The sequence below is a fragment of the Paenibacillus xylanilyticus genome, assembly GCF_009664365.1.
Taxonomy (GTDB): Bacteria; Bacillota; Bacilli; order Paenibacillales; family Paenibacillaceae; genus Paenibacillus; species Paenibacillus xylanilyticus_A.
This window is the reverse complement of sequence record NZ_CP044310.1, coordinates 1,736,266-1,762,910: the sequence shown is the minus strand read 5'-3', so window position 1 is coordinate 1,762,910 and position 26,645 is coordinate 1,736,266. Positions and strand designations below refer to the sequence as shown.

At 45.6% G+C, this 26,645-nt stretch carries 33 protein-coding genes; 5 read left to right on the top strand and 28 right to left on the bottom strand.

The window, feature by feature from the left end:
- Window position 1 precedes the first annotated feature (1 nt).
- Window positions 2–709, bottom strand: coding sequence for an AAA family ATPase (locus tag F4V51_RS07925; protein WP_153977565.1), 708 nt, complete (start codon window positions 707–709; stop codon window positions 2–4).
- Window positions 710–1,086: 377 nt separating this feature from the next.
- Between F4V51_RS07925 and F4V51_RS07920 the strand changes: the two genes are divergently transcribed.
- The 3 genes from F4V51_RS07920 to F4V51_RS07910 are packed head-to-tail and all read left to right on the top strand — an operon-like array spanning window position 1,087 to window position 3,963.
- Window positions 1,087–1,971 carry a PRD domain-containing protein gene (locus tag F4V51_RS07920; RefSeq protein WP_236146719.1) on the top strand — a complete coding sequence of 295 codons (885 nt, stop codon included), beginning with the start codon at window positions 1,087–1,089 and terminating at the stop codon, window positions 1,969–1,971.
- Window positions 1,968–2,474 (top strand): PTS sugar transporter subunit IIA, encoded by a 507-nt coding sequence (locus tag F4V51_RS07915; protein WP_153977564.1) that lies wholly within the window; start codon window positions 1,968–1,970, stop codon window positions 2,472–2,474. The genes F4V51_RS07920 and F4V51_RS07915 overlap by 4 nt, the downstream gene beginning before the upstream one ends.
- A gap of 31 nt (window positions 2,475–2,505) precedes the next feature.
- Window positions 2,506–3,963, top strand: coding sequence for a PTS transporter subunit EIIC (locus F4V51_RS07910; protein WP_153977563.1), 1,458 nt, complete (start codon window positions 2,506–2,508; stop codon window positions 3,961–3,963).
- 149 nt (window positions 3,964–4,112) lie between these two features.
- Here F4V51_RS07910 and F4V51_RS07905 read toward each other — a convergent pair whose 3' ends face one another.
- The 8 genes from F4V51_RS07905 to F4V51_RS07875 all read right to left on the bottom strand — a co-directional run bounded on the left by F4V51_RS07905 (window position 4,113) and on the right by F4V51_RS07875 (window position 10,802).
- Window positions 4,113–5,126, bottom strand: coding sequence for a bifunctional glycosyltransferase family 2/GtrA family protein (locus tag F4V51_RS07905; protein ID WP_153977562.1), 1,014 nt, complete (start codon window positions 5,124–5,126; stop codon window positions 4,113–4,115).
- 2 nt (window positions 5,127–5,128) lie between these two features.
- Window positions 5,129–6,124, bottom strand: a complete 996-nt coding sequence (locus F4V51_RS07900) for a phosphodiester glycosidase family protein (protein WP_153977561.1) — start codon at window positions 6,122–6,124, stop codon at window positions 5,129–5,131.
- Between the two features lie 238 nt (window positions 6,125–6,362).
- Window positions 6,363–7,319: a radical SAM protein gene (locus tag F4V51_RS07895; protein ID WP_153977560.1), complete on the bottom strand. Its 957-nt coding sequence runs from the start codon at window positions 7,317–7,319 to the stop codon at window positions 6,363–6,365.
- 330 nt (window positions 7,320–7,649) lie between these two features.
- Complete coding sequence (locus F4V51_RS07890; RefSeq protein ID WP_153977559.1) at window positions 7,650–8,324, bottom strand: hypothetical protein; 675 nt, start codon at window positions 8,322–8,324, stop codon at window positions 7,650–7,652.
- A 126-nt stretch (window positions 8,325–8,450) separates the two neighbouring features.
- On the bottom strand, window positions 8,451–9,008 hold the full coding sequence (locus F4V51_RS07885) for a GNAT family N-acetyltransferase (protein ID WP_153977558.1): 558 nt from the start codon (window positions 9,006–9,008) through the stop codon (window positions 8,451–8,453).
- A 78-nt stretch (window positions 9,009–9,086) separates the two neighbouring features.
- Complete coding sequence (locus F4V51_RS29245) at window positions 9,087–9,467, bottom strand: pyridoxine 5'-phosphate oxidase C-terminal domain-containing protein (RefSeq protein ID WP_265333667.1); 381 nt, start codon at window positions 9,465–9,467, stop codon at window positions 9,087–9,089.
- A 49-nt stretch (window positions 9,468–9,516) separates the two neighbouring features.
- Window positions 9,517–9,744, bottom strand: coding sequence for a pyridoxamine 5'-phosphate oxidase family protein (locus F4V51_RS29240; protein WP_265333668.1), 228 nt, complete (start codon window positions 9,742–9,744; stop codon window positions 9,517–9,519).
- A 407-nt stretch (window positions 9,745–10,151) separates the two neighbouring features.
- The gene (locus F4V51_RS07875; protein ID WP_153977557.1) at window positions 10,152–10,802 is read right to left on the bottom strand and encodes a histidine phosphatase family protein; all 651 of its coding nucleotides are present in this window, start codon (window positions 10,800–10,802) and stop codon (window positions 10,152–10,154) included.
- A 415-nt stretch (window positions 10,803–11,217) separates the two neighbouring features.
- Between F4V51_RS07875 and F4V51_RS07870 the strand changes: the two genes are divergently transcribed.
- Window positions 11,218–12,156 (top strand): hypothetical protein, encoded by a 939-nt coding sequence (locus F4V51_RS07870; RefSeq protein ID WP_153977556.1) that lies wholly within the window; start codon window positions 11,218–11,220, stop codon window positions 12,154–12,156.
- Window positions 12,157–12,177: 21 nt separating this feature from the next.
- On the opposite strand, the gene F4V51_RS07865 is transcribed toward F4V51_RS07870, so the two are convergent.
- The 8 genes from F4V51_RS07865 to F4V51_RS07830 form a co-directional block, all read right to left on the bottom strand.
- Window positions 12,178–12,471 (bottom strand): RNA polymerase alpha subunit C-terminal domain-containing protein, encoded by a 294-nt coding sequence (locus F4V51_RS07865; protein ID WP_153977555.1) that lies wholly within the window; start codon window positions 12,469–12,471, stop codon window positions 12,178–12,180.
- A 55-nt stretch (window positions 12,472–12,526) separates the two neighbouring features.
- Window positions 12,527–13,570, bottom strand: a complete 1,044-nt coding sequence (locus F4V51_RS07860; RefSeq protein WP_153977554.1) for an alpha/beta fold hydrolase — start codon at window positions 13,568–13,570, stop codon at window positions 12,527–12,529.
- Between the two features lie 55 nt (window positions 13,571–13,625).
- A complete protein-coding gene (locus tag F4V51_RS07855; RefSeq protein WP_153977553.1) occupies window positions 13,626–14,138 on the bottom strand; it encodes a DUF4275 family protein in 513 nt (170 codons plus the stop codon).
- 44 nt (window positions 14,139–14,182) lie between these two features.
- Window positions 14,183–14,734, bottom strand: coding sequence for an NUDIX hydrolase (locus F4V51_RS07850; protein ID WP_236146794.1), 552 nt, complete (start codon window positions 14,732–14,734; stop codon window positions 14,183–14,185).
- A gap of 155 nt (window positions 14,735–14,889) precedes the next feature.
- On the bottom strand, window positions 14,890–15,567 hold the full coding sequence (locus F4V51_RS07845; RefSeq protein ID WP_153977551.1) for an ABC transporter ATP-binding protein: 678 nt from the start codon (window positions 15,565–15,567) through the stop codon (window positions 14,890–14,892).
- A complete protein-coding gene (locus tag F4V51_RS07840) occupies window positions 15,564–16,688 on the bottom strand; it encodes an ABC transporter permease (RefSeq protein ID WP_153977550.1) in 1,125 nt (374 codons plus the stop codon). Before F4V51_RS07840 ends, F4V51_RS07845 begins: the two co-directional genes overlap by 4 nt.
- A 65-nt stretch (window positions 16,689–16,753) precedes the next feature.
- A complete protein-coding gene (locus F4V51_RS07835) occupies window positions 16,754–18,130 on the bottom strand; it encodes a sensor histidine kinase (RefSeq protein WP_153977549.1) in 1,377 nt (458 codons plus the stop codon).
- Window positions 18,127–18,804: a response regulator transcription factor gene (locus F4V51_RS07830; protein WP_153977548.1), complete on the bottom strand. Its 678-nt coding sequence runs from the start codon at window positions 18,802–18,804 to the stop codon at window positions 18,127–18,129. The genes F4V51_RS07835 and F4V51_RS07830 overlap by 4 nt, the downstream gene beginning before the upstream one ends.
- A 341-nt stretch (window positions 18,805–19,145) precedes the next feature.
- On the opposite strand from F4V51_RS07830, the gene F4V51_RS07825 reads away from it, so the two are divergent.
- Window positions 19,146–20,114 carry a cation diffusion facilitator family transporter gene (locus tag F4V51_RS07825; RefSeq protein WP_153977547.1) on the top strand — a complete coding sequence of 323 codons (969 nt, stop codon included), beginning with the start codon at window positions 19,146–19,148 and terminating at the stop codon, window positions 20,112–20,114.
- 128 nt (window positions 20,115–20,242) lie between these two features.
- On the opposite strand, the gene F4V51_RS07820 is transcribed toward F4V51_RS07825, so the two are convergent.
- The 11 genes from F4V51_RS07820 to yqeK all read right to left on the bottom strand — a co-directional run bounded on the left by F4V51_RS07820 (window position 20,243) and on the right by yqeK (window position 26,638).
- Window positions 20,243–20,530 (bottom strand): SHOCT domain-containing protein, encoded by a 288-nt coding sequence (locus F4V51_RS07820; protein ID WP_162009917.1) that lies wholly within the window; start codon window positions 20,528–20,530, stop codon window positions 20,243–20,245.
- Window positions 20,531–20,663: 133 nt separating this feature from the next.
- A complete protein-coding gene (locus tag F4V51_RS07815; protein ID WP_323131804.1) occupies window positions 20,664–21,203 on the bottom strand; it encodes a hypothetical protein in 540 nt (179 codons plus the stop codon).
- Between the two features lie 15 nt (window positions 21,204–21,218).
- Complete coding sequence (locus F4V51_RS07810; RefSeq protein WP_153977544.1) at window positions 21,219–21,719, bottom strand: DUF6985 domain-containing protein; 501 nt, start codon at window positions 21,717–21,719, stop codon at window positions 21,219–21,221.
- Window positions 21,720–21,734: 15 nt separating this feature from the next.
- Window positions 21,735–22,775 (bottom strand): glycine-rich domain-containing protein, encoded by a 1,041-nt coding sequence (locus F4V51_RS07805; protein WP_153977543.1) that lies wholly within the window; start codon window positions 22,773–22,775, stop codon window positions 21,735–21,737.
- Between the two features lie 131 nt (window positions 22,776–22,906).
- A complete protein-coding gene (locus F4V51_RS07800) occupies window positions 22,907–23,287 on the bottom strand; it encodes a hypothetical protein (protein ID WP_236146718.1) in 381 nt (126 codons plus the stop codon).
- A 94-nt stretch (window positions 23,288–23,381) separates the two neighbouring features.
- On the bottom strand, window positions 23,382–23,855 hold the full coding sequence (locus F4V51_RS07795) for an NUDIX domain-containing protein (RefSeq protein WP_153977541.1): 474 nt from the start codon (window positions 23,853–23,855) through the stop codon (window positions 23,382–23,384).
- A gap of 72 nt (window positions 23,856–23,927) precedes the next feature.
- Entirely contained in the window at window positions 23,928–24,791 is an 864-nt protein-coding gene (locus F4V51_RS07790) for a DUF4085 family protein (protein ID WP_153977540.1), read from the bottom strand.
- A gap of 17 nt (window positions 24,792–24,808) precedes the next feature.
- Window positions 24,809–24,952, bottom strand: coding sequence for a hypothetical protein (locus F4V51_RS29365; RefSeq protein ID WP_323131816.1), 144 nt, complete (start codon window positions 24,950–24,952; stop codon window positions 24,809–24,811).
- Window positions 24,953–24,995: 43 nt separating this feature from the next.
- Window positions 24,996–25,352, bottom strand: a complete 357-nt coding sequence (locus tag F4V51_RS07785; protein WP_323131803.1) for an HAD-IIIA family hydrolase — start codon at window positions 25,350–25,352, stop codon at window positions 24,996–24,998.
- Between the two features lie 101 nt (window positions 25,353–25,453).
- Window positions 25,454–26,002: a GNAT family N-acetyltransferase gene (locus tag F4V51_RS07780; protein ID WP_153977539.1), complete on the bottom strand. Its 549-nt coding sequence runs from the start codon at window positions 26,000–26,002 to the stop codon at window positions 25,454–25,456.
- A gap of 15 nt (window positions 26,003–26,017) precedes the next feature.
- Entirely contained in the window at window positions 26,018–26,638 is a 621-nt protein-coding gene (gene yqeK, locus F4V51_RS07775) for a bis(5'-nucleosyl)-tetraphosphatase (symmetrical) YqeK (RefSeq protein WP_153977538.1), read from the bottom strand.
- Between the last annotated feature and the right edge of the window lie 7 nt (window positions 26,639–26,645).

Sequence of the window (26,645 nt, the reverse complement as noted above, 5' to 3'; positions counted from 1 at the left end):
ATCAGTCCTTGAACAGCTCGTCCAGCATGCGATGGCGATTCTCCAAAAAGCTTCGCGTGATCTGATAATGCTCCGTATCTTCATAAGCCATTTTCTGAATACAGCTATCATCAAAATTCAATATGTCTGCATCGGGATAACCCAGCAAAATGGGGGAATGGGTTGCAATAATGAATTGGGATGTCCCGGAAAGGTCATGAAGAATGCGCAGCAAGGATAGCTGTCTGGCAGGAGACAGTGCGGCTTCGGGCTCATCCAGCAGGTAGATGCCTTTCGATCTGAAGCGGTTCACAAACAGATTAAGAAAGGACTCTCCATGAGATTGCTCATGCAGCGAACGCCCGCCATAGTATTCAAGAGAACCCATCTCATCGACATGTGAGGCAAATTGATAGAAGGATTCAGATCGCATAAAAAAACCATTCGTAATCTTTGGCATCCAGGCGAGTCGCAGATAATCCCCTAATGAAGATTCCGAAGCATGCATCTCAAAGACGTTATTCCTACCGCCTCCAGCTGCATTGAATCCACATTGATGAGCGATTCCCTCCAGCAGAGTGGATTTGCCCGATCCATTTTCACCGACAAAAAAAGTAATATTATTACTGAATTCCAACCGCTTCAAGGATTCTATGGCTGGTATATCAAACGGATACTTCTTGCGATTCTCGACCTTATCCATCATGAGCTCCACACTTCTAAGATACATAGGCACACTCCTATTCTTGTAAGATTTGGCTCCATCTACCTGAATATGATCAACAACGGGTTAGGCTCACTGCACCTTGAAAGGTGATCATGGCTCCTTTTTTTATCCAATACGGCAGGCTCCTTTTCGTTTACACACTCCCTATATTAAACGACGAACAGATGGATGACAAAAATTATGGTTGACGGTGGCAGATCAGGTTCTATATTATGTACGAAGAACGTTCTGCATAAAATATATAATGAATTGGCGTGTTACCACCCCAGAGGGCATGAGCCAAGAAGCGAACCTGAGACTATATTCGCTTCTTGGCTCTTTTTGCGTTCCGGAGGTCTGAAATGAAAGCGTTAACTTTAGAAACGAGGAGGCGGTGAACCGTGAGTAAAGAAATGATGCTGCAGGTAGAGCGGGTCGTCGGCAGCAATATTGTTCTGGCCCGGTCGCACCAGAATACCAAGGAGTACGTGCTGATCGGCAAAGGGTTGGGATTTGCATTCAAGGTGGAAAGCACCGTCCAGGCCGATGATCCGCGAATTGAGAAAAGGTTCCGGCTGGAAGACCGGGAGGAGTGGGGGCAGGCGCAGGAGCTGATGAAGGACTTAGACCCAAATGTCATCGACATCTCTGACCGAATTATTCGTCTCATCGCTGATCAGTTTCCCGGCAAGCTGAATGACAAGATCTACCTCGCTCTTCCGAGTCATATTCAATTCACCTTATATCGTATCCGTAACGGGATGGAGATTCTGAATCCTTTCCTCACGGAGACAAAGCTCAGTTTTCCGAAGGAATTCGAAATCGCCTCGGAAGCGGCGGCCATGATCGGAGAGGCCTTTGGCGTAGAGGTACCGGAGGATGAGGCCGGGTTCCTGACATACCATGTGTACTCCTCCGTAAATCACGTCCCTGTCGGACAGCTGGTTAAGGTATCCAATGTGATCAGCAAGCTTCAATCCATTATTGAAGAGGAGGGTGGCGTTCGCTTTGACCAGGGAAGCCTTAGCCAGGCAAGACTCATGATACACCTGCGCTTCTCCATGGAACGCCTGTATCAGCAGCCGATGACGGCCCCCACTTTCGCACAATATGTGAAAAATGAATATCCGTCCGAATACCAGCTGGCCAGAAAACTGAGCGCTGTTATGGCCGAGGATTTGGGTACAGAGGTACCCGAGGAAGAAACAGCTTTTCTCGCCATGCATTTATATCGGCTTTTTCAAACCCATGCCAAAACCAACAACAGAAAGGACAACACACAATGATCTGGAAATGGAAAAACAACAAATCTGCCAAAACATCTGAAACAATATCCGTCGCCTCCCCGCTCACCGGAACCTGTGTCAGTTTGGAAGAAGTGCCTGACGAAGCGTTCGCGCAAGGACTTATGGGACCGGGAGTTGCAGTGATTCCCCAGGAGGGCAGGCTGGTCGCCCCTATCGACGGCACTGTGGTGCACCTGATCAAATCGCACCATGCCGTAATGATTGAGCACGCTTCCGGGCTGCAGCTGCTGCTGCATATCGGTATGAATACTGTCAGCCTGCAAGGACAGGGCTTCACCCCCCTAGTTCAGACTGGGGATCAGGTCACTATCGGTCAGACCCTGATTGAATTTGACCTGAATGCGATCGCTTCAGCCGGTTATCCGGTCATCACCCCTGTCATCGTTGCGAATGCGGCTGAACAGCAATGGGAGTCGCACCCGGAGTGTGGCCGCGTAGAAGCAGGCATGGGAACTATCATGAAAGTCAGCTTGTCCAAATAACCTAAATCAAAATAAAGAAAGGAAGAACAATATGCTCAAAGCACTGCAAAAGCTGGGAAGATCCCTGATGCTTCCTGTAGCAACCCTGCCTGCGGCAGGAATTCTTCAAGGCCTCGGTCTTCTTAATTATGAAAAGGACATTCCGCTCGGTCCCGTGATCGGGGGATTTCTTAATCAGTATGTAGTTCCATTCCTGAATGAGGGAGCGGGGGCGATCTTCGGCAACCTTGCGCTCATCTTCGCCATTGGGGTGGCAATCGGACTGGCGGGGGATGCGGTCGCCGCGCTTTCTGCCCTGATCGCTTATATGGTGCTGACGCGGATTCTGGGAGTCGTTCCAGGTGTATTCGGCTATATTCCTGACGATGTTAAGCTGGATATGGGCGTATTAGGCGGGATATTTGCCGGACTGCTTGCAGCCTATATGTATAAAAAATACCATAATATCAAGCTTCCTGACTGGCTCGGCTTCTTCTCCGGCAAACGCTTTGTGCCGATGGTCACCGCAGGCTCCATGCTGGTTTTGGCCATCCTGTTCGGCATGATCTGGAGCCCGATTCAGGATGCCATCGGCGCTTTCGGCGCCTGGATTGTAGACTTTGGCGGCGTTGGCTCCATGATATTCATGATCGCCAACCGCCTGCTTATCCCGCTTGGTCTGCATCATGTCCTCAACTCCATTGCCTGGTTCCAGATCGGAGATTATACCAATGCAGCCGGGGAAGTCGTGCACGGCGACCTGACCCGCTTCTTCAACGGAGACCCTACGGCAGGCATGTTCATGTCTGGCTTCTTCCCGATTATGATGTTCGCTCTTCCGGCGGCGGCGCTTGCCTTGATCCATACAGCCCGGCCTGAAAAGCGCAAAATGGTCGCTTCGATCTTTATCGGCGCAGCGGTGGCTTCGTTCTTAACGGGTATTACGGAGCCGCTCGAGTTCTCCTTCATGTTTGCGGCGCCTCTGCTGTACGTGGTACATGCTATTCTTACCGGTGCAGCGGCCCTGATCATGTACCTGCTGGATGTTAAGCTTGGCTTCGCCTTCTCGGCAGGTCTGATCGATTACCTCGTAAACATGAAGCTGTCGACCAATCCGCTGCTCTTGATCCCGGTCGGTCTCGCATTTGCGGTCGTCTATTATTTCCTTTTCCGGTTCATGATTCTCAAGTTTAACCTGAAAACGCCGGGACGCGAGGATGACGCGAATGATGCCGATGCCCCCACCCATGCTTCCGCCGTGGCAGCGGCGTCTGCCGACACCAAGGCTGGCAAAGTGCTCGCGGAGATCGGTGGCGCAGACAATATCGAGAGCATCGACGCCTGCATCACTCGCCTCCGGCTAGTTGTTAGGGACGACAAAGCGGTCAACGACCAGGCGCTCAAACAGCTTGGCGCTTCCGGCGTCATGAGGCTCGGTGGCGGAGCTGTGCAGGTCATCTTCGGCACCCAGTCTGAAATCCTGAAGGATGAGATTAAGAGGCTGATGTAACGCTCGTCCTCCTTTGAGTTTAAAAGGTCGAGAACAGGGTAACATACCCTGTTCTCGACCTTTTTTTGTTAACCAAGAAGCGAAGGATATTCTATTGAATCGGTTTTGATCGAAAAAAGAGAGCAAGCTCTACGCTCACTCTCTCGGTGTTAATAGACAAATTTGCGCTGTGCCCAATAACTGAACAAAAAGATGGACACCTCCGTCAATACCTTGGCCGCGATCAGCGGGATAATCAGTTTTTCGTTATAGAAATATAGCAGTCCGTAATTTAATAGCAGTACCAGAATGACCAGTGAAAAGTATTTCGGTAATGACTGACGTACCTTGGACGTTTTCCCGGCTGAAAATACATATTTCCGATTGATCGTATAGTTGAAGATGGAGCTGCATAATCTCGCTGCAACGACCGACAGAAATAGATTATGCGTGAAGTACTGGATGACAAACAGTAGTCCAAAATCGATCAGCGCGGACAGTACCGATGACGTACTGAACATGAGAATCGGCATATAAATGCGGAACGAGTCTACCAGCGGGCGAAAATGAGAGGATTTGTTATGATCCAGATATACCGTGTCAATAAACTCCTCGGTGATTTCGTAGCCCTCTTTGCGTGCAGTTAATAACATGTTCATCTCGTACTCAAAACGATCACCCGGGATCTCACATAACCAGTCCAGCATCGAATAGGGAAAACCACGCAGACCGGTCTGTGTGTCGTATACTTTGGTCCCCGTTGTGAAAGAGAAGACCGCTCGTGTGACGGTATTACCGAAACGACTGCGTGCAGGAATCGTGCCGCTGAAGCGGCGGCTTCCGAGTACAATACCTGGTGCGGTTTGCTCCAGCAGTACATCGAAGATACGCCGGATATCATGCGGCAGATGCTGACCGTCACTGTCTGCACAGACGACCCCACCTTGTGGTCCGAATTCCTTGATGTACTGGAATCCTGTCTTGAGTGCTCGTCCCTTGCCGAGATTCACCGGATGAGTCAGCACGGTGCATCCATACGCTTCAGCCGTCTCAAAAATCCCTCGGAATTCCTGCCCGCTGCCATCATCCACAATCACAATCGGCCCCAATTGGAACGTCTGCAATTGCAAAATTAGATTTAATAAACGCACGTCCGGTTCGTAGGATGGAATTAATATAGTCATGATCATTGTCCCTCCTTGAGGTAAAGGATGTCACTTACGCCGCGTTCCTGATTTCTGCCCAGAGGATTATTCACGACTCTGCCCATGAAATACATCGTGGATGAACCACCGCCGTCCAGGTTATAGGCCTCTGTTGCGCCTAGGCCCTTCATTACATCCGCGAGCTCTGCCAGCGTCATTCCCCGGCTGTCATCCTGCCGTCCATCCACGACAACAAATACATAATGATTCGGAGCAATCATGCCAATGGCCGTTCTCGGATTCGCATCCTGAATGGAACGATTACCGAAGTTGTTATCGATTTTTACACTGCTAAAATCACTTACGATCTCCCCGTCCTGAATCAAGATGGGTCCAAATGACAGCGTATTGGTTGCACCTTCGGCCAGCAGCTCCGAAGAGGAAACTTCCGTTTCGTTATACGTCTTCATCGTCCCGTCAGCAAACAGCGCCATCGCATCACGAACCGGATCATCCCGGTATACCGTACCGTTCCGAATAATTACGCCATCACTACGAAAACCGTAGTAATCACCATTAATGGCGAAAATCGCGTTGTTCGCTGCTGCAATCTCTGAGGTGTTCTCCGTAATGTTGGTGCCGAAGCTATTATCCGCCAAAGCCGATTTCAGACTGCTTGCGTCCGTCATCTGCACATCTGCAACGTAATACGTAATCTGATCTGCACCGGAGCCGGTCTGCACCTTCTCGATGCTCACCTGCATATCGTCACTGGAATAGTTCCAGTCGTCTGAGGTAGCATTGACCTCTGCGGCTGCGTTTGACGCATCATTTGCACTGCTGCTAGTGGCCGAAGCGTTGTCATCCGCCACGACGACTTCCACATGCCGAATCAGGTAACGGTCAGCCAGACTGTAGACAATTCCGCCGATTCCAAGGATAACGACAAGCGTGGCAATCAGCCATTTACGCCTTTTATTCGGGATTGCTTTTCTATGTGGATCATTCGGATTGGGTTTATCATACATTCTCATCATTGAAGCCACCTCTTCATCATCTAAGTTCTTAAGGCCATGATAGGCGGGATAGCTTAAATGAATCTGAAACCTATTCAAAGGCAAAAAAAGAAGGTCACCTCCTCCCTTTCAGGGGGTAGATAACCTTCAAACAAATAGATACATTTATGAATGACTTCAACATATGGTTGGCATAAACAAGAATGTGATCAGACTCCTTTCAATTATGAGAACCGATACATTCATCTCCTATCTTCACTTACTCACCTGCAAATAGTGCATCATACGCAGGACATGGCCGCTTCTTCAGAAAATCCGCTAATGCGGGCGGCTGCTTGGCGTAAATTTCTTTTAAGGATGTGCCATGGTAGATGTTGCCGATGACGACCGGATGACACAGCTCACAGATGAGAATGTCTCCATTGCCATGCAAATGCAGCTGCTTCGTTCCGTCCACACAATTAGAGAAATACACGCCTGGCTGCTCGTGTAGCCCCAACAAATCAGCAAAACGATCCATGCAGGTGAAGTATAAGGTGGTGTCTTCCTGCTTGTGTTCAATCAACTCTTTTACAGATCGAACAAGTGATTCCCTGGAAACAATGCTGCTCCAATCGCTGTGCGGCATCATGATACTGTTCTGAATCTCGTGAATCCGCACACCCAGATCATAGACCTTTTGGCTAATGGCCAGCATATTCGCTTGTGTTCCCTCAAACAGCAGGGTTTCCAGCACCGTCTCCAGTCCAGCTTCTGTACACAACCGGATATTCCGCTCCAGCCTCTCATACATGCGGGGATGAACACGATAATAGGCGGAATAGGCATTCGCATCGGTATAGTTGAACGAAATATGAATATTGGACAACCCTGCATCACGCAGCGCATGAATTCGCTCTTCCGTCAGTAAACTGGCGTTTGTATTCAATTGCGTATCGATTCCATGAGCTGCACAATACTTTACAATATCCAGACAATCCTGATACTTGAGGGTCACTTCTCCCCCGGATAAACGCACACGTTTCAACCTCGGAAGCTCTCCGATGATCCGAATCACTTCCTGTGCATCAATACATTGTCCATCGTCCCGATTATAGGCACAGCAATAGTCACACTTGAAATTGCAATTGGAAGTCACCCCGACTTCCAGCCCCTCCAGCTCGTATACACCGGGTGTTTCCAGCTCGAGTGATTTATATCTGTTTTTTGCAGTCAATTCCATATACCTCCTGGTTCCCTCATCCCATGTAGTTACAACCTGGAGATTATAGCGGAAGCATACAGGGTTCGGATATGACATTATGTACGCCAAGTACGATGAAAAATAAAATAAAACCCATCTCTCCGAAATCATCGGGAGTGGGTCAGGTTCGTATGTACTGTGGATTAGATGATATAAAATGAGAGTTCCAGGATCTCCGCTTGAGATACCGCCTTATATAGCCCGATTATGACCATCCTTGTTACCTCCTTATTACCTAAGTGATAATTAAGTAATATGCAACTCTACTGCGCTAATTGCTATCATTAATATGGTCAGAATCAACTAAGATTTGCTTGTTACAGATTTCAGAGATTTAATTGCCTCATTCATCAAAAAAGGTTCTGTTATCCACCTTCGCGGATGTGAAAAGCGTCCCTTCTTATCAACAGCACATACTCTACGATCTTTAACAGACTCCGACCAGTTGATGACTTTGGACATCTTATCTTCAAATACTTTATCTACAAATCCCATTATTACAAACCGTGACTTGTTGCATTCTGCCAAAAATGAATCTTCAGAATGAGTTATTGGGTCTTCAAGTAATGCCATTAATTCACTTGATATGACTTGTTTTGCTCGATTATGATATACTTCTGCTTTTAGTCCAACAGGTTGTCGAATATTAGAAAGGTTGTAAACACGTAAAATACCACTGATCATGGATTGGTCCTCATAACTACATTTGATTGCCTTAATTATGTTTCGCATAGTCAAGTCTGCGTAATCATCTACCTCAAATGTATCCGACAGGCTTGTGCCGTTTTTAAAAGAAGTCCATTCTGGCGTCGTTGTTTTTAGTTCAAAACTTCCTGGGTTTGTCATTATAACCATACCTAATTGGTCAGTAGATTCACCAAAGTGAACAGATGTATTATGTCTTATTAGTAATGTTTCATTATCATGGTTAACTCTCAACATAGATGCTGTGACACGTTCTGGATATTTTCTTCCCATTTAACAATACCGCCCTTCAGGAAAATTTTTATCTGCAGAATCTTGTAACTATCACATACCGTGCTAATAAAAATATTACTAAATAGATACATCGCCCTAACCTCAGTACTCTAAAGGTCACTCCTATTAATCAGATCTAATTATAGAGTACATCTTCAAGTCCCGAAGCTCATTCTTTACCTTCATGTAATTTCTCAAAATACCCTCAAATTTCATGCCTACCTTCTCCATCACCTTGGCCGAACCTGTATTATCCACCATACATCTGGCTTGAATTCGCTCCAATCCTACTTCCTCGAATCCAAATTGGATGATCTTGCTTACCACTTCTGTCATGATGCCCTTATTCCAATACTGGTCGGACAACACATAGCCCAATTCTACTCTCATACTGTTGCTGTCACAGCCTAAATAATTGCAGCTGCCAATCAGCCTTTTGGTCTGTTTATCCTCAATCCCCCATGGCCCGAGCTTGTCCGCCTCATAACGGTTCATGACAAAATCGATAAAACCTTTGGTATCCTCCTTGCTCTGATGAGCTTCCCACGTGGTGAATTCAGCAACGGCAGGAACCGAGCAATAGCTGTACATATCGTCCAGATCATCGTAGGTGAGAGGACGAAGCAAGGTTCGTTCCGTTTCCAAAATGGGAAATGGGTCAAAATAGCTTTCAATCGTATTCATACACGTCTCTCCCTAGAATATTGGATTAAAGAAACATACTAAAGTTCGGTTATCATCTACGTTCTTTCAATATAAGTATCATGGCCACAATCTGTGCTGCTTCCACTGCCCGTCTTGCAGCTCATACCGAATTCGTGTATGCTTACGCCCCGAATCTCCCTGCCAAAACTCAACTTCTCGAGCATTCACAGCATATAACCGCCAATGGGACGAAACAACATCCGGGTCACTTTGAATCCGTTCCTTTTGAGCTTCAATAGAGCTATCTAATACTTCCTCACTCTCCAATTCCTGACTCTGGCGCCCTGTCATGGCAACCGCTCTGGCTCCAGCCGAGCGTTTCCGGAAGTCATCTGCTCCTGCTTCATTTCCCATATCCGCGGCTGTACCCCTTATACGAACCTGTCTCCCGAGCGCAGGCCAATAAAATGTCAGTGCCACGTGCGGGTTATCCTCCAACTGCCTTCCTTTCCGACTCTCGGAACTGGATGCAAAGTAAAACGCCTCATCAATGACAATTTTTCAAAATCAATACTCGCGCATCCGGATAACCATCTTGATCCACCGTTGAAATTGTCATGGCATGAGGTTCCTTCACGTTGGCCTTAATCGCCACTTGCAGCCAGTCCAGAAACAACTCCCCAGGACGCTCCGGCAAATGAAGGATGTCCCAAGGAGGGAAAGGGCCAGACAATGCATGCAAATTCCGCAACAACTCACTCGATTCAGCACTCATTTGATCACTCCTACCTTCCAATTCATTCCATTGTAGCGCAATTGTAATGTACTGGAAACAGAGATTTTTAGAATGCATATAATAGAATACGGTCATAACTAAGACGGCAGATTTGTCCAACCTATAAATACGTTCTGTTAGGGCTTTAGCTTAATCGACCTTCTAGTTAACTAGAGAGTAGCTACTTCTTACTCTTAATATTCACCCTAATAAATGCAGCAATCGCCATAATTCCTGCTGATACAGATGACCTTATTTTCAATTGTGCAATATCCGAAAAATCTGTGGGCGGATTAAACAGCATGATACATAAATAATATAAATACACGACTATAGAAATAACCAAGACTACATTTGCAATTCTTTTTTTCAACAAAATTGATCCCTTTCTACTATGACTTCAACTATCATTTGTCTCCACCTATGAATTCTCCTCCGCTTAACCAAACCAAATGGCTCACCACATTCATGCTGCTCAATATCCAACCGTTATCACTCTTCTCAATCGTGTGCATACTGGTATGATCGATCGGATGAAAGCTGGATTTATTGCTCCACTCCCGCTTATCGAGCAAATAACAGAGGATATTAATCACTCCGCCGTGCGTAATCAACAGAACGTTGGACTTTATCTTTTGCTCTTCCATGTCTCTGCAGAGTGTATCGAAAGAGGCACATATTCTGTTATAAAAATTCCGTGGACTTTCTCCTCCTGGAAAAGGAGAATCCATCTCAAGAGCATTGAAATAAACTCCTGGGTAATTCTTTTCTGCCTCCTCATGGAGCATGCCCGCCAAATAACCATTATTCATCTCTCGCCAATCTTTCACAAAGCTGCTCGGAATATTTAATTTCTGCTCAACCTCCCTTGCCGTCTGTACTGCACGAGGAAGATCACTACTTATAATCGTATGGATATCATACTGCTCGGCATGATGCTGCAGATAATTACCTAGTTGTTCTGATTGACTAATCCCTTGTTCCGTAAGCCCTCGCTGGCTCCATCCACCTCGATACCCTTCGTCATCCGCGCCGTGTCTTACTAGAAAGATCTTCAAGGCTATCCCTCCTTAACCTGTTCACGTTAAAATATTTCGCCAGATTACTTTCCCTCGTTGGCCCCAAGCTCTGGACTTCCCTGAAGTTCACTACAAGTTCTACGCCTTCAACTTAGCCCCTTCCCTTGTATACTTCTTCTCGTAATTCTATGTAGACTTCGCGTCTCTCTTTATACGCCTAGTCTTGTCACTCTCATTCTTGTATATCATAAAAATTTGATATAAATCCTTATTATACTACGAGCGAAAATAAACTGATACAGCATATCAACCATGCATTAATCCACAATTTAGAGGCAAAAGAAGACCTCATCGCTATACTTATGCCATGTTCAGCCCTTCATTTGTACGTCATACTTTACTTCATCAAGTGCAGATGCAGACTCTGCATAACGGAATGAAGGAGGACAAGGATATGTCCAAACGAAACATAAAACTAATGCCTTTTGCTGACCTCTCAGCATATATGGGTGGTTTCAAGATCGTTTCCACGCAGTGGGGTTCCGATGGGAAGGTGTACGTTCTGTTAATAAATCAAGTGCCGGAGAGAGAACGGGACATGTTCGTTCAGACCCATTTAAATCAAACCTACACCTACAAAGTTCTGATTGTATCTGAGAAACATGTAGAAGAGGTCGTGATCTGGGGACAAACTTACAATTATCATTATGTACAGCCGCTGCATGATCATCTTTTGCTTGTCGGTGCACGCTGTACCTATTATGGCAATGGTCAGTATGACCTGAATGCCAGAGTGTGTAATATGAATGGAAAGCCAATTCGGGATTTTCTGTTAGGAGACGGGATTCAGAGTGTTCAGGTGACAGAGAATGGAACGATCTGGACCAGTTACTTTGACGAAGGTATATTCGGCAATTACGGATGGAGCGATCCGATTGGTTCCTGCGGTCTGCTGGCTTGGGATGAGCAAGGTAACAAACTCTATGAAAACCGCGCAGCTGATATCGCCGACTGTTACGCACTTAATGTCGTGAATGAGGATCAAGTATGGTTTTATTATTACACCGATTTCGAACTGGGTTGTATCTCAGGGGGGACCGTGGATTCCAAGGTCACGTTTGTGAAACCGAACATATCCGGTTCTTCCGGATTCAGTACGGATGGTTATCACTTCTTGTTCGATGCCGGATACGGTAAACACGGGACGTTTGTTCTCAAAAAAATGGATAAACCAGGACGACTGACGAAGGGGCAAAAGATTGAATTGGTTAACGAAGCCAATAAACCATTGAAGCAGGCACGGCAGGATTTTCGCGAGCAGCGACTGCTCCTTAGTGAAGAGAATTTATTGTACCAGTTGACGATCGAGGAATTGGTTTACGGTCTGGATTAGTGGTCATTGGAGTGGAGAGGGTTATCTCGCAAAGGACAGTCCCTCTTCCTCCAGTGCTTGTCTAAGTTTGGGTAACGCAGATGGGCCTATACCATGAAGCTTCAGGATTTCTTTCTCGGTATATCTCGAAAGTTCAGCCAACGTTGTAATTCCCTCATTTTCTAAGGCACGTCTGGCAGGTGCAGACAATAAGGCCAGAAATCCTTCTTTCGGCTTACGTTCAGATTCGCAAATCGGACAAGTTGGGCAGTTACTTTTTTTGTAATACGAATGTCCATGTTCACATGTTCTTCGTGTTCCTTTGTCGTTTGTCATATGAGATCTCTCCTCCAGACTTTAGTAGATTATAAGTAAGTTTATCCAACACCGACTAATCCACAATAGACTTATACAACTCCATCAACCACGCAGCGAACTGTTCCTTTTCCTCAAACTGAGGATAGTGTGCTGAATGTTCAAACACCTTGAACTCTTTGACTGGAGCCTCTAGTTCATCGAAATACTTCCTTGCCGCATTCACGGATGTCATATAATCATATTTTCCCATGACAAAGTATGTCGGAATCTCCAGCTCTTCTACAAGGTCGGGTAAGTGCTGGCCTGATTCCTCCTTCAAAAGCAGTTCCTGCGTAGCCTGAATGCCCATGAAGTATCGGATGACATCCAGTGCATTGTATTCAGGACCGAACAGGAAGCCGAGTATATAATCCCTATTTTCATTGATCTGTCTGGCTGCACCGCCGTATTTGCGCACCATATTCCGAGGCGTATACTTCTCCCCTCGCTCAATTGGACTTCTTAGACGTTCCAGACTTGCCACGTCCTCTGAATGACCAGCCTGCTTCGCCTGAGCAAGGATGTAATCCAGACTATCCAGCTCACTCTGTACATGATCAGCGACTTGCCCAATACCGATGTATGCATGGAATTTGTCTGGTGCCTTGGCGGCAGCCTTCGTTCCTATGTATGTACCAAATGAGTGACCTACCAAACTGACCTTATCCTGTCCAAGTTCCTCAGTTACATAATCGGTTAATGCCAATAAATCCTCTACAAGCACATCCGTTGTCAACTCTGAATAATCCTCCAGAAAGTGATAAGACTTTCCACTCCCGCGTTGATCATAATGCACAATGGTAAAATGCTGTTCGAGCTCCTCTTGATATTTTCTGACATAAGGAATTTCGGAGCATCCCGGACCACCGTGTACAAAGATAAGGATGGGATTGTCCCGATTCGTTCCCCGAATCATAACCTCATGGCCTGCGCCGTTAATCTCAACTTGCCTCATCGTGCTAATACTGTTCTCTCCCCTAATTCCTGGTGTCCATGTCGGAAATATAAGCGAGATTATGACCATAAGCAAAATGAAAATCAGGAAGCGTTTGGATATTTTAACGAGCTTCTTACGCATTGGGATATCTCCTTTTGCACAATGATTCGTTGAAATGGAATTCTGCTGAGTAATGTTACTTTAATGGACTAATTTTATAAAAATAAGGCCCACACATGTCTTCATGCGTATGTACATAGGTCCAGGTAAACTCCTGGTCAAAGATATAGATATCTTGTTTAGAATCAAAGTCCGCTGCAACGACTGCCATCGCATTCTCATAGACCTGGATGAACGGCGTATGTTGGTACATGACATACAAGTCATTTTTGATCTCGGCATCAAAAGCATCTCGTGCTGAATTGCCCGTTAAACACGCTTGTTTCTTATAACTAAACATATGCCATTTATATTCGCTGTAGTAGATCGCTTCTTTTGCCTCGTCATCCAGATTGCCGGCAAATACCTCATCCCACTGCTGAGTAATGCCCTCCGATTCCTCACACAGTTCCGTCACCTGAACGCCCTTATTCTCCAGATTTTGTTCAAACATATATCTACGATATACAAGCTCGATCCGCGAGTACGCCACATTCAGTTCACTTTCAGGCAAAACGTCTAACATCTTATCGATTTGTTCTCGAATCATGTTGACCTCCGTTAGAATTAAATTAGGTATATTGAACTTGGACATCATCTTTGTTCCTTACGTTTATCTTCTTCCCTCAGTACATAAGCCAATTGATACATCTCCGCAATATCATGTCTATTCTGCTCCTGAAATCTCCGAATGGCTTCAGCAATCTCTACTACCTCTACGGCAACAACCTGCTCTCCATCCACCGGATTCAGCGGATCACCTACAAGTTCAACATCTCCATATCCAATTACTCTCACAAAATGAGGATGTGGAATATGTGGTCGATACGGCTCAGTGGCGTCAGATGCGCAATAGAATTGACCGAATATTCGATACGACCGCAGCTCCGCACCCAGCTCTTCCATCACTTCACGCTTCAATGCTTCTGAATATCTCTCTCCAGGTTCCAATGTTCCTCCCGGCAGCTCCCACTTGCCATTATCCAGTTGAAACACCACGCAATGCTTCCCGATGAAAGGGATAATGCTCACGTTGCTCACCAGCGCCTCATCCACGATATTGTTCAACCTGAACTCCGCCGTCACCGTCCCCCAATGAATAGAGGTACTCAGTGCAGGAAAATGTTCAATATCTAAGCTTTGCATCAAGCATCAGACCCTCTCTAGATAAAGTAAAATCTTCCACTTCATTCTTTCTTCAATTATAGATGAAAGGATAGAAAAAAGGCCACCTTCCCTCATGGAATAGGTGACCTTCTCATCATAGATTCAGAGAACAATACGATCTCATGGCATGCGCCTTATTTGTGCACCAGTTTCCCGTTTTCCAAAAAGAGAACCCGATTACACAGCGGAAGAACCCGCTCATCATGCGTAACCATTACCGCACTCTTGCCCTGCTCTGCAACCAGCTTCGCAATCATGCCAACAATATCGAGCCCCCGATCTGCATCCAGACTGGCTGTCGGTTCGTCCGCCAGCAGCACAGCCGGATCATTCATCAACGCCCGTGCAATGGCAACCCGCTGACGTTCCCCGCCAGACAGCTTCTCGGCATATGCTTTACGACGGTGAGATAAGCCTACCGTATGAAGCAGCTCATCCACTCGCTTCGCGGCCGTGTTTTTGTCCGTTCCGGCAAGCTTCGCAACGACCATCAGCTGCTCTTCGACTTTCAGATAAGGAATAAGGTTGGCGCTTTGAAAAATAAAACCGAGCTGTTCAAGCCTCACATCGGAAATGTCCTGCCTATTTTTGCCCATGATCGATACACCATCGAGCAGAACCTGCCCCTCCGTTGGTTCAAGAAGTGCACCTGCAATGGACAGAAATGTACTTTTGCCTGAACCGGAAGGACCCATGACCGCAACAAGTTCGCCTTCCGCAACTTCAAGATCCAGCTTATCCAGTATCGTACGTTTGACCCCGCCATCCTCAAAGGTCTGTGTAATTCCCTGCAATACCAATCGGTTTCTCATGCTGCCGTCCTCCCAATCGCATCAAGCGCATCAATTTTGGTAACCTTCCAGACCGAGAACAACGAACCTGCCATAGACATGATTACAAATAAAATGCAGGTCAGTGCCAGGGTGGACATGCCTAATTGAAACGGCATCGAAGCTGGCAGGATGGACTCAAACAGTCGGACAAGCAGAACACTGATCACCAAACTGCCGACGGACAGAAGTAATACTTGTAATGACACACTGCCGGCCAGATACGCATTGCGCGTTCCGATGGCTTTCAAAATGCCAAATTGACTCGTTTTCTGAATGGTGATGACGTAGAAAAATACCGCGAGTACAAACGCCGAGATGACAAACAAAAAGGCGATCATCATGAGCAGCGAGCCCTGCTCTTCCTTATAGCCAGGAATGGCCGATACCGCCTCGGACTTCGTAATCACTTCCGCATTCGGCAGTGCAGCACTCAGGCTGTCAACCTTCTCACCAGCATCCTTAATGGCAATGGCATTGTATGACGAAGCATTGTTGCCCGCTGTATCTGGACTGGTACGCGAACTTCCTTTCAATGCAAGCCATTCCTGTTCATTCAGAAACACGACCGGCGAGTGGCTAAAGGACTCATTTTGCACAAATCCACCGACTGTCCACTCCATCCCCGACGCTTGATCCACCAGAACCGTTCCAATGGTCACGCCGGACTCTGACAGCTTTTGATCCACTACAACTTGTCTGTCCTTCTGCTCCGCAATCGGAACTCCTTCAGTGACGGTTGGTGCAAGCCAGCCTTCCGGGTTCACCATAAACAGAGTGACATCTATTTTCTTGGTGTCGTCAGCCGGGCTAACGGTTGTCATTTTCACACCCAGCGGCTCTGCGTTATCTTGCCCTACCACCGAGCGCGACTGTTCAAGCTGATCCTGATTCACCTGCGAACGGGTAAAACGATGATTAGAATCCTGTTCGAGAACGAAATGGGTTGCTGCCATATTTTTGATCGACGCGGCGTTGTCATACGCCAGCCCCTGCGCAAGACCTGTAACAAACAGTACCAAAAATGAAACCAGTACCATAATGGTAGCAATTAACGCATACCGCCCTTTGGCAAACCTCATCTCTCTAATAGCCAAGTACATATCTCTGACCTCCTCTTGATAAACCAAGTATAGGAGGTGAAAATGAACGGCAAATGAATAACAGATTACATCTGCGGAAGAGTCACAGTGAAGGTTGTACCTTCGGACGAACTGGAGACTTCAATTGTACCGTCATGAATCCGGACAATTTTCTGCACAATGGCAAGCCCAAGCCCGGTCCGACCGGAAGAACGCTCCCGAGCACGGTCCACCCTATAGAAACGATCGAACAGGAATGGCAGATGCTCTGCCGCAATCCCGTCCCCTGTATCCCGAATTTGGATTACACAGTGGGTATCGGTCTGCTCTGCTCGGATCTCGATGCTTCTTCCTTGCGGAAGATGATTCACTGCATTGCCCAGCAGATTCATCCATACCTGCATGAGCAGTACTTCATTACCAACCAGCTGGATGGATTCGGGTACCGATATCCGGAGCAGCAGTTCCTTATCTTCCAGCTGCCATTGCAGCACCTGAACGGCTTGACGGAATTGATCGCGCAGAGAGAATTCTTCTTTCGTCAGATCCTCTTGGCCTTGTTCGAGGGATGACAGCAGAAGCAGCTGTTTGCTGAGCAACGAGAGATGGCGGCTCTCTTCTTCAATAATGGATGCATAGTGCTCCCTCTCCTGTTCAGGAAGATCCCGATTGGAGAGCAGTTGGGCAAAACCCTGAATCGAGGTTAGTGGGGATTGAATCTCATGCGAAACGTTCGATACAAACTGTTGACGAGCCTGATCTACCCGCTCCAGCTCACGACTCATCGTCATAAAGTGCTGAGCCAGTTGGCCAATCTCATCCCGCCTCTTCGTGGGCAATTTCAGATTATAGCTCCCCTGTACAATACGCTTGGTCGCCTCCGACAGACGTTCAATTGGATTGACCAAGTAGCGCGTACTGATGAGAAAGATCAAAATGCTAATCCCTACTGTAAGTGCCCCAATCAGCGCAAAAAAGATACGCAGTTCGCCAAACTGCAAAATGACGTCCGGACGCATAAACAGGCCATAGCTTGTATTTCCGATCTGAAGTGGAACACCAACGGTATTGCTTAGCTGATTGTCAAAGAAACCCGTGATGAAGGGTTTGCTTGGAAACTGGGCAACACCATGGTAGACCTCACCGTCAAGAACCCTATCTACAGCTCGCTTGTCCAGATCCTTTTCGCGGAACTCGCTACCGTAGAATTCATCATTCCCCTTGCCATCTGTCACATAGATCTCGTAACCGAGAGCTGCGGCATTGTCCAGATACGGCTGCATCATGTCTGGCTCCCGCTCCACAAACTGCTTCATTTCCATGGCGATGCCGACCAGCTTCTCGTCATTGAAGGACTTAAGCTTCGCATGATAATAGATATTGGATAAAAGAAAACCGAGCATGCCGCTGACCACAATGACAGCGATTGTAATGAGGAAGACTCGAACATACAAGGTCCTCAACGGGTTTTCACCTCCATCTTGTAACCGATCCCCCGTACCGTATGAATGACAAAGTCATCTGTATAATCAGCAAACCGATCGCGTAACCGCTTGATGTGCACATCCACCGTACGGTCATCTCCTTCGTAATCTGCGCCCCAGACAAGTCTAATTAATTCATCTCGCGAGAATAAACGACCTGGATATTGTGCCAGCTGGGAAAGAAGCTCGAACTCCTTCATGGGCAAAAACAAAATGGATTGACCATCAGATACCTCCACGTTATTCCGGTCAATTATGATGCGATTCATGCGAATGATATCACTTGAGGTGCGGTGATAACGGCGAAACAGTGCCTTGACCCTGTAAATCAACTCTTCGGGTTCAAACGGCTTCGTCACGTATTCATCCGTGCCTTTCAGATAGCCCTCCCTCTTGTCGGATAGCTGGTCCCTTGCCGTTAGCAGCACAATCGGTATGTCATACTGCTGCCGGATGAAATCGCATAGCTCCAGTCCGTCCATGCCTGGCATCATCACGTCCAGGATCGCCAGATCAATCGGTGTTTCTTTGATTAGCTTGACCGCTTCCATCCCATCCTGTGCTTCATGCACCTGATACCCCTCTTTGGTCATGACATGCCGAAGGAGTGCCCTAATGTTGGCGTCATCGTCCGCCAGAAGCAGGTGTTTCATATCGTTTGTCCGCCCCTCTGTTTCTAAGTTGAATGAATAATGATCATATTTATTGGTTTGAATTTTGTTACGAGTACTTCCGCACATGGATCCTGCACAGATGGTAGCACAAAAGCCAAGTCGTTCGCCAGCACACCACTGGAAGCAATGCTTTTCGTGTTTATATTTTGTTGAATCTGGTTGACACTATTATTAGGCACATCTATAATAAAACCATAACATATGAACGTTCGCTCATATATTCATTTGATTAATTAGATTCATGCAAGGGATATCCTAAGTCACAATAGCAATTATCATTATTACATAACGGAGCCATGCTCCAAAGGAGAGGATCTCGTATGTCCGGACATCACCACAATCACGACCATGGACACCAACATGCACATCCCAATAACAAGAAAGTACTGCTGTTTTCCTTCATTATCATTACGCTCTATATGATCGTAGAAGCTGTAGGCGGCTTTGTGACCAACAGTCTGGCCCTCATCTCCGATGCAGGACATATGCTGTCAGACGCAGTCGCTCTGGGAATTGCTTTACTGGCGTTTACCTTTGGGGAAAAGGCAGTGAATACTGGCAAAACCTACGGATATAGACGATTTGAGATTTTGGCTGCTACCTTAAACGGAGTCACCTTAATCGCCATCTCCCTATACATCTTTTACGAAGCAATCGGCCGCTTCATCCATCCACCGGAAGTAGCCACGTTCGGCATGCTGATCATCAGCATCGTTGGGTTGCTCGTGAACATTCTCGTTGCTTGGATTATGATGCGCGGCAGCGACACGGAGAATAACCTCAATATGCGAGGTGCCTACCTGCATGTCATCAGCGATATGCTGGGTTCCATTGGGGCCATTGCGGCAGCACTGCTGATGATGTTCTTCGGCTGGGGCTGGGCAGATCCACTCGCAAGTGTAATCGTAGCCGTGCTGGTTTTGCGAAGCGGATTCTTCGTAACGAAGTCTTCCCTGCATATTTTGATGGAAGGCACCCCGGCGAATGTGGATGTTAATGACCTCGTGCAAACAATTAAAAAAGTAGACGGTGTCCATGGCGTTCACGATGTTCATGTATGGTCCATTACTAGTAACCTGAATGCACTGACCGCTCATATTGTGGTCGATGGAACATTGACCATCTATGAAGCTGAGACGCTTGTGCAGAAGATCGAACATATGCTGGAGCACAAAGATATCAAGCATGTCACCTTGCAGGTAGAGTCCGAGAACCACCTTCACGACAGTTCAGTATTATGTACGGTTAAGGGCGACGCACCTGATGCGCACGCACATCATCACCATTGAGAATGGTGCAACGTATAGCGGTAAAACAAAAACAGGGCATTCCCTCAAGGGAATGCCCTGTTTTTGTTTGGTGTATATCTGTCTTCTCTTATCGGTTGGCCAAGCTCTAAACCATCTGATTTTCTGGATTACTTGTACTTAGAGAGCAGTTTATGTTTCTTTTGATCAAATTCATAGTCAGTAATGATGTTTTTTTCCTTCAGCTCACCTAACTGCAAAAGTTGTTCATGAACATTAACGGGCGGCTTTTTTAACTTATTAGCTCTAACCAAAACAACAATTGAAAAAGGGATTGCATACAACATGGTTAACAGCGCCAAAAATGCAGCATTATCTGGATCTTCTGGCCCTAAACTGAATATCGCAAAAAACGTTAATGTGAACAACACGATCCCAATGATCGACAATGCTTTCAAATCCATTCCTCCCAAACATTATGTACTTCTTATTGACGAGATAACTGATGTTAATTGCGAAGCTTGTTTTGAATCTCTTGGCCTGTTCTTTGTATTCTTCTTCATTACTCATTCTTCCACTGGCAGAAGGTCTCTAACTTCCATTATTACATAAAACGCAGCCATGGCAAGACAAGTACACTTCATGTTTAGCACATTTCGGGTAACCTGGCGGGATTGTCGGTTGATCGTCATCCTCTTCAATCTCGGACCACTCCAGATAATTGTCCAGAGTAACATCTCCTTTAGTAAACGTATGAATCATGATCTGTAATTGCTCCAAGCAGGGTATGAGCGACTCTTCTCGCGGTTTATAACTTAACCTCTCCCACCCCGCTCCAGCAATAGCATATATAATCATACGGAGCACAAAATCTTTTTCCTCTTCAAAGGTATCTATAGACCAAGGCATCTCATCGATGTCGAAGCCAACCGTTCCAATGCCTACGATGGACTGGTCCCGCTGGGCCAACCAGATGGTCATTTCCCTCTCACGGTTCGTCCTGGCGAGCATCGAGCCACTGATGGAGAGCACTTCTATAAACACTGATGTTAACCCATTGGACATTCCGATGGATTCGATCACTGGTACAGCATGTACAGGCATTGAAATGGTATTTCCGATTCTGCCCACCCCTTATAACCAATACTACTCATCCGATTCAGTCCAGATGGCAAATTCGCCATACCCCAAATACTCACGTACTTCAAGAACCTGATGACCAAGCATAACTATTTCCATACCGTTCTCCGTGTCCCAATCCGTACTTCCACCTAGTATGGCTCCCAAGATCTGATCATCCGAATTAGCTGGATTCCGATAAAGTTCAACTTCGCCAACCGCCATGAACGTGAGAATCCCCCTACCTTCCATTTCGGCTAAGCCTGCAGGGTAGTCCACCGTATCACTTGACATTTTCTCTGTTTTCCATTCATATGCCCGGTTGCATATGTCGTTAACCGTTTCGTCCGGCAAGCGATTCAGCACATTTTGGATGTACCCCTCTGCTTCTTCTAAACGAATGTCTTCCGTATTAAATCGATACTCCACCTCGGATTGGAACAGCTCAAGCATCCCATATCCAGAGACCCGATTCTCATCTGCTGGCTCTTCTACATCAACACGTTCCAAATGAAATCTATCCGTCATACGATCCCTCTTTCATTAATCCCCGCCTCCGCCACAAGATGAGCAGCTGGATGAGCTGCAGGAAGAGTCAGAAGAGGAGCTACTGCACGATGAACCAGAATTTCCCGAGGAGCCGCTGCTGTCGTTACAATGATCGGCATAACAGCTTGAACTGCTTGAACAACTGCTGCTTGACGAAGCTCCTTGCCCAGCCTTTTCCGGTGGGATAAGTTCCTGTTCGAGACGACCCATGTGCACTCCGTACGTTGCCTCATGATACATGGAGTGATATACCATGGCACTTGCCATGATGAGAGCCACATCGACTGAACCTGAGGATTCGAGGGATAGCTCTTTTTCGCTTAGACTTGCTGATCTCTGCAGCCTCTCAATCAAATAAGAAATGACCTGTGCAGCTTCAGGATCTTCCTGCATGCGTCTAGTGTGGAAAAATTGATTCACCAATTCAGTTCGATCTCCCTGAGCGATCAGTGTCTGCAGTTCACCGGATATCGGGTAGCTGAAGAACTCCCCCCAGATTGCGGAGCTATATGGAGTGAACTCGAATAATTGACAGTACACCCAGTCAAACCATGCCCGTGCGCCTGGATTCTCACGGCGGGTAACTGCCGGCTCATGATGTACCGTGGAACCCATAAATTCTGCACAAAAATCAGCATAGGATTTGGTAAACATCAGCATTTCGTGCCATAACTCGTCTACCTCATCGCTAAACATCGGGACCTGTTTTAGCAGAGAAGCCATAACAAAGTATCTTTTAAGCTCGAGCAGCTTCCATCGATACTCCAGCTTTTTCATATGAGGATATTCCTGCTCCATACGGAGCTTTAGTTTATTCGAAAAATGCTTATTAAAGCTCTTCTCCAATTGTTGAACGGTTTTATCGTAGGAAATGTCATCACGCAGTCCCAGATTCAAAGGTAATTTTTTTCGTCTATACGTAACTCTCGTGTGCCCTCTGCGTCTTCCTTTTGAACGAAAAATCCTGATCCTGCGCCGAATCACCAAGGCTGCAACCACCAGTAATCCTGCTGCAATGTAGTAGTAGATAGGCATAATAGCGCCTCTCCTCTCCGTTGTTCTTTTTCTATGTATGGGTGAAACTACCATTAGTATAAATGACGATTCAAAACTATTAAAGAGCCCTTATGCATACATGCCAGGGCCTTTGGTTCAGATACTCATTGTTAAGATAAGGCAATAGTCAAACTGGTAATAAGGAGCAGTAGCGTTACCGGAGCCCAGATTCTTCGTTCCCACACGCTGCGTGTTATCAGATTTAGGATTGTTCCCAGCACCAGATACCCAACAATAAACCAAATTGCTGTATTTGCAAACGAAGACCACTCAGGCAATAGCATACCCGCTCTACTCAGTACAACTAAACCAATGAATATGAGAATAGTGATCTGCAGCAAACAGGAATAACGCATGGTTGTCGGATATTTCCCGGGAAACTTCCCACCCATCGCTGCCTCTCCCCACGGCATACCTGCAGCGAGTGCCACTTGAAAGAGAATGACAATCAGAATTAGGACAGAAAACAATATCGAAGACACCAATATCACCAATTCACATCCCCACATCTAAATGTAGTATCTTTTCCTTATACTTTATTGATGCAAATCGGTCAGTATTCTTCAAACCACAATCGATATTGGATTATCTATCAAAATGTGCTCGTTCTTCTTGATTGGAACTGAAAATGTAATCCGGGTAATGATTGGCTAAAGGTGGACGTTCATGCTCACGGAAAAATTGCAAATCCTTCATCTCTTCACTATTTGATGTTAATTGCCCCGATAGGATTCTGCATTCAAATACAATGGTTAGATATTCAACTTGATGACCGTTATGATATGTAAAACGTTGACCTTCTCCGCCGTAGACACCAATGATCTTTTTGGGTTCAACGACAAGACCTGTCTCCTCCAATGCTTCTCTGACCATCGCTTGTGCTGGTGTTTCACCAATCTCAATTGCTCCAGCAATTAGCCCCCATGTTGATTCATTGTGTTTACGTCCAAATAGAATCTCTCCATGTTCATTTCGAATAATACCAGCCACACCTGGCATAAATATGAGATCATTCCCAATCTTAGCTCTAAGGTTCTTATAGTAATCAGACATGCTCATAAATGCTGTACCTCCCTCAAGACACCATTAATACAATGCTACAACTGCAGACAATCTTCATTCTTTATGTCGTTACTCTTCTTCTACAACAATATCCTGGCACTGAATAATCAGTTCAGACATTTCTTCACCATCAAAAAGCATATGTAGTTCATATCCATTTTCGATACAATATAGTTCTTGATAGAGCCAGTACCTACCGACAATGATCCCTTCTTGCTTGATGATCTCAGGTGCAATAAACGTAATCTTATTTAAATTCGTGAACCCTCCACGGGTATCGAATCGAATGACCAAGTCCGAATCCGAGACCAATTCCGTCACGGTGCAATCATGAAAATGGACCTGGTTACGAATATGTTCAGGAATAGGTTCAGCTAGCTGCGCCTCTCTATATTCCTTCGAGATCAGCTGCATTTGAGCCTCATTTAATTTGCTCTGTTTTTTCAACTGCAGCATGACTTTTTTAGTGCAATAACCCAGGGAAAATACACGAATATCTGCAATTTGGTCATAGATCTCTTTCGGTAATTGTGCAATCTTGTTTTCGCAGTTCCATTCCACATTACCTTTAAATTCTTGTTTGCTGCCCAACTCATCAAAAGGTGGCCTCGCATCGTAATTTGCAATTAATTTCTCTATATGCTCTCTTTCCTCAGTCGGCATATGATAAACCATCGTATCCTCTTCCGATACCTCATCCCCACTAATAAATTTCTCCGCACGCACCAGAACCGCACCATCCTGCTCCAGCATAAAACGGGGATCGACATTGTAAACATCGCGTTGAAACTTTACATGCTCTTTTTCTTTTCTTTTATATAATCGAAGATAAAGCTCTTCATCCATTTGTTGGGCTCCGCTGTGTACTCGCATACCAAAATGGAGATGTGTTTGTTGGCAAAGTTCATACCACTCTTTTGTAAGATATTTCATGCGCACTCCCTCCTATTTCAATTCTTCAGTTTGGCTTGGATGATCCAATAAACTGCATCTAAAATGTCTCCTGCTATGTAATCAGGTTCCGTTTCCTTCCACTTGTTTCTGTACGTTGTTAATGATGATTCTCCCCAGCCTGTTCTTACAAGAACCTTCATAGCTCCAACAGCGTGAGCAGCAAGCATATCCGTATCGCCTACGTCAAATAACGATACATCTTGATAAATCTAGATGGTGCTGCTGTGAAGCCTCTAACAACATGCCCGGTTTGGGTTTTCGGCAGCTGCATTCTTGTTCATGTGGGCAAATATAGGATTGATCGAATCCGTATTCACTAAATTGTTCTTCAAACTCTTGGAACGTTGCCTCTCCACGCGATATCCGATACTGATTCGTTATAGCAAATACCTTGATTCCATTTTTCTTCAGAAGCGCTATAGCTTCTTGTGCATTAGGGTATAATTCAAAATCTCTAGGATGAATAAAGTGGCCTGTGCTACCGATGGTTCCATCTCTGTCCATAAAAACAGCTTTTATGTCCAAATTTGGTTTCAGCATGGTTTATTCCTTTCCCCGTTAACTACCGGAATAAGATCATGTTATTTTTACATTTCTTCATGGCGTTCATGCTGATTTTCCAAGGATTACAACGGAAGAAGTCAAGGATGTAGAAACTGCCTCTTCAATAGAGCATAGATAACCGTATCCACAAACTGATTCTTCCAATAATAATGTTCCTTTAAAATTCCTTCTTCTCTGAATCCAATATTCTCAAGCAACTTTCTGGATCCCTTATTATTTGGCTCTACATAGGCTTCAATTCGGTTTAATCCAAGATGGCTTAATCCAAATTCAGTGATTCGTTGGATCGCCTCGCTCATATACCCTTGTCCCCAATACTTAGGTGCTAATTCATAGCCTATGTGAGCTTTGTAATGATTTTTCGCCCAACTATGAAATCCACATGTGCCAATCACCTTGTTCTCCGATTTCAACGTAATTCCCCAGCGAATGGCCTGTTCTTGATTAAACCGATCATTCCATCTATGAATGAGCTCTTCCGCTTGTTCAACACTCGTAAAACTCTCTACATCATAAAACTTCGTCACTTCATGTGAAGAAAAATAATGAAATAGATCTCTTGAATCTTCTTGTTTAATCTCTCTTAATACGAACCGAGCTGTCTCTAATACGGGAAATTGAGGCATATTCTTCTCCTTTCATTATCGATTCAATTCTAGCAATTCTTCTCTCGCTTCTATAAGCCAGGGATGTACTAATTTAAGCTTGGAACGTTGTTCCCATACATGGTTCAAATAGATGAGTATTCCATCATTGAGATTGGATTCATCTACTTTATCTCGTATCTCTTGCAGGTAACCATGCTCTCCCGGTAAATTCCAAGATATTTTGTCTGAAATGAAAAGTACTTTATCCAGTAAACTAGAATGTGGTTTAAGCGTGGTATGACATTCGATTGCACTTAGTATTTCTTGATCATTGATATGAAATATTTCTTTTGCCATAGCTTTAGATAACTTCTGGTGAATGATTCTATCATACTTATATTCTTCATCCATGATTTCTACCGCTAATGCCTTTGCCAGATTTAGCATTTCACTTACTGGAACCACATTACTAATATCGTGCAATAATCCAGCTTGTTCTGCCTTTTCAGGGTCGGCTCCAAATAATCCGGCCACTCGCTTTGCTTCTGCGGCAACGTCTAATGTGTGTTTCAGGGTTTCTGGATCATTATGTGCTTCGAAGAATGAATGAATATTTTGACTTAAATCATTGGATAATTCCACATTCAATACATATGGCTTAAGAATTCGATTCATGTTTTGA

Bases quoted from the DNA above. Each gene is read 5' to 3' on its own strand.
- F4V51_RS07925 (WP_153977565.1), bottom strand. From the start codon at position 709: ATGTATCTTAGAAGTGTGGAGCTCATGATGGATAAGGTCGAGAATCGC.
- F4V51_RS07915 (WP_153977564.1), top strand. From the start codon at position 1,968: ATGATCTGGAAATGGAAAAACAACAAATCTGCCAAAACATCTGAAACA.
- F4V51_RS07910 (WP_153977563.1), top strand. From the start codon at position 2,506: ATGCTCAAAGCACTGCAAAAGCTGGGAAGATCCCTGATGCTTCCTGTA.
- F4V51_RS07905 (WP_153977562.1), bottom strand. From the start codon at position 5,126: ATGACTATATTAATTCCATCCTACGAACCGGACGTGCGTTTATTAAAT.
- F4V51_RS07900 (WP_153977561.1), bottom strand. From the start codon at position 6,124: ATGATGAGAATGTATGATAAACCCAATCCGAATGATCCACATAGAAAA.
- F4V51_RS07890 (WP_153977559.1), bottom strand. From the start codon at position 8,324: ATGGGAAGAAAATATCCAGAACGTGTCACAGCATCTATGTTGAGAGTT.
- F4V51_RS07885 (WP_153977558.1), bottom strand. From the start codon at position 9,008: ATGAATACGATTGAAAGCTATTTTGACCCATTTCCCATTTTGGAAACG.
- F4V51_RS29240 (WP_265333668.1), bottom strand. From the start codon at position 9,744: ATGAGTGCTGAATCGAGTGAGTTGTTGCGGAATTTGCATGCATTGTCT.
- F4V51_RS07870 (WP_153977556.1), top strand. From the start codon at position 11,218: ATGTCCAAACGAAACATAAAACTAATGCCTTTTGCTGACCTCTCAGCA.
- F4V51_RS07865 (WP_153977555.1), bottom strand. From the start codon at position 12,471: ATGACAAACGACAAAGGAACACGAAGAACATGTGAACATGGACATTCG.
- F4V51_RS07860 (WP_153977554.1), bottom strand. From the start codon at position 13,570: ATGCGTAAGAAGCTCGTTAAAATATCCAAACGCTTCCTGATTTTCATT.
- F4V51_RS07855 (WP_153977553.1), bottom strand. From the start codon at position 14,138: ATGATTCGAGAACAAATCGATAAGATGTTAGACGTTTTGCCTGAAAGT.
- F4V51_RS07850 (WP_236146794.1), bottom strand. From the start codon at position 14,734: ATGCAAAGCTTAGATATTGAACATTTTCCTGCACTGAGTACCTCTATT.
- F4V51_RS07845 (WP_153977551.1), bottom strand. From the start codon at position 15,567: ATGAGAAACCGATTGGTATTGCAGGGAATTACACAGACCTTTGAGGAT.
- F4V51_RS07840 (WP_153977550.1), bottom strand. From the start codon at position 16,688: ATGTACTTGGCTATTAGAGAGATGAGGTTTGCCAAAGGGCGGTATGCG.
- F4V51_RS07830 (WP_153977548.1), bottom strand. From the start codon at position 18,804: ATGAAACACCTGCTTCTGGCGGACGATGACGCCAACATTAGGGCACTC.
- F4V51_RS07825 (WP_153977547.1), top strand. From the start codon at position 19,146: ATGTCCGGACATCACCACAATCACGACCATGGACACCAACATGCACAT.
- F4V51_RS07810 (WP_153977544.1), bottom strand. From the start codon at position 21,719: ATGACGGATAGATTTCATTTGGAACGTGTTGATGTAGAAGAGCCAGCA.
- F4V51_RS07805 (WP_153977543.1), bottom strand. From the start codon at position 22,775: ATGCCTATCTACTACTACATTGCAGCAGGATTACTGGTGGTTGCAGCC.
- F4V51_RS07795 (WP_153977541.1), bottom strand. From the start codon at position 23,855: ATGAGCATGTCTGATTACTATAAGAACCTTAGAGCTAAGATTGGGAAT.
- F4V51_RS07790 (WP_153977540.1), bottom strand. From the start codon at position 24,791: ATGAAATATCTTACAAAAGAGTGGTATGAACTTTGCCAACAAACACAT.
- F4V51_RS29365 (WP_323131816.1), bottom strand. From the start codon at position 24,952: ATGAAGGTTCTTGTAAGAACAGGCTGGGGAGAATCATCATTAACAACG.
- F4V51_RS07785 (WP_323131803.1), bottom strand. From the start codon at position 25,352: ATGCTGAAACCAAATTTGGACATAAAAGCTGTTTTTATGGACAGAGAT.
- F4V51_RS07780 (WP_153977539.1), bottom strand. From the start codon at position 26,002: ATGCCTCAATTTCCCGTATTAGAGACAGCTCGGTTCGTATTAAGAGAG.
- yqeK (WP_153977538.1), bottom strand. From the start codon at position 26,638: ATGAATCGAATTCTTAAGCCATATGTATTGAATGTGGAATTATCCAAT.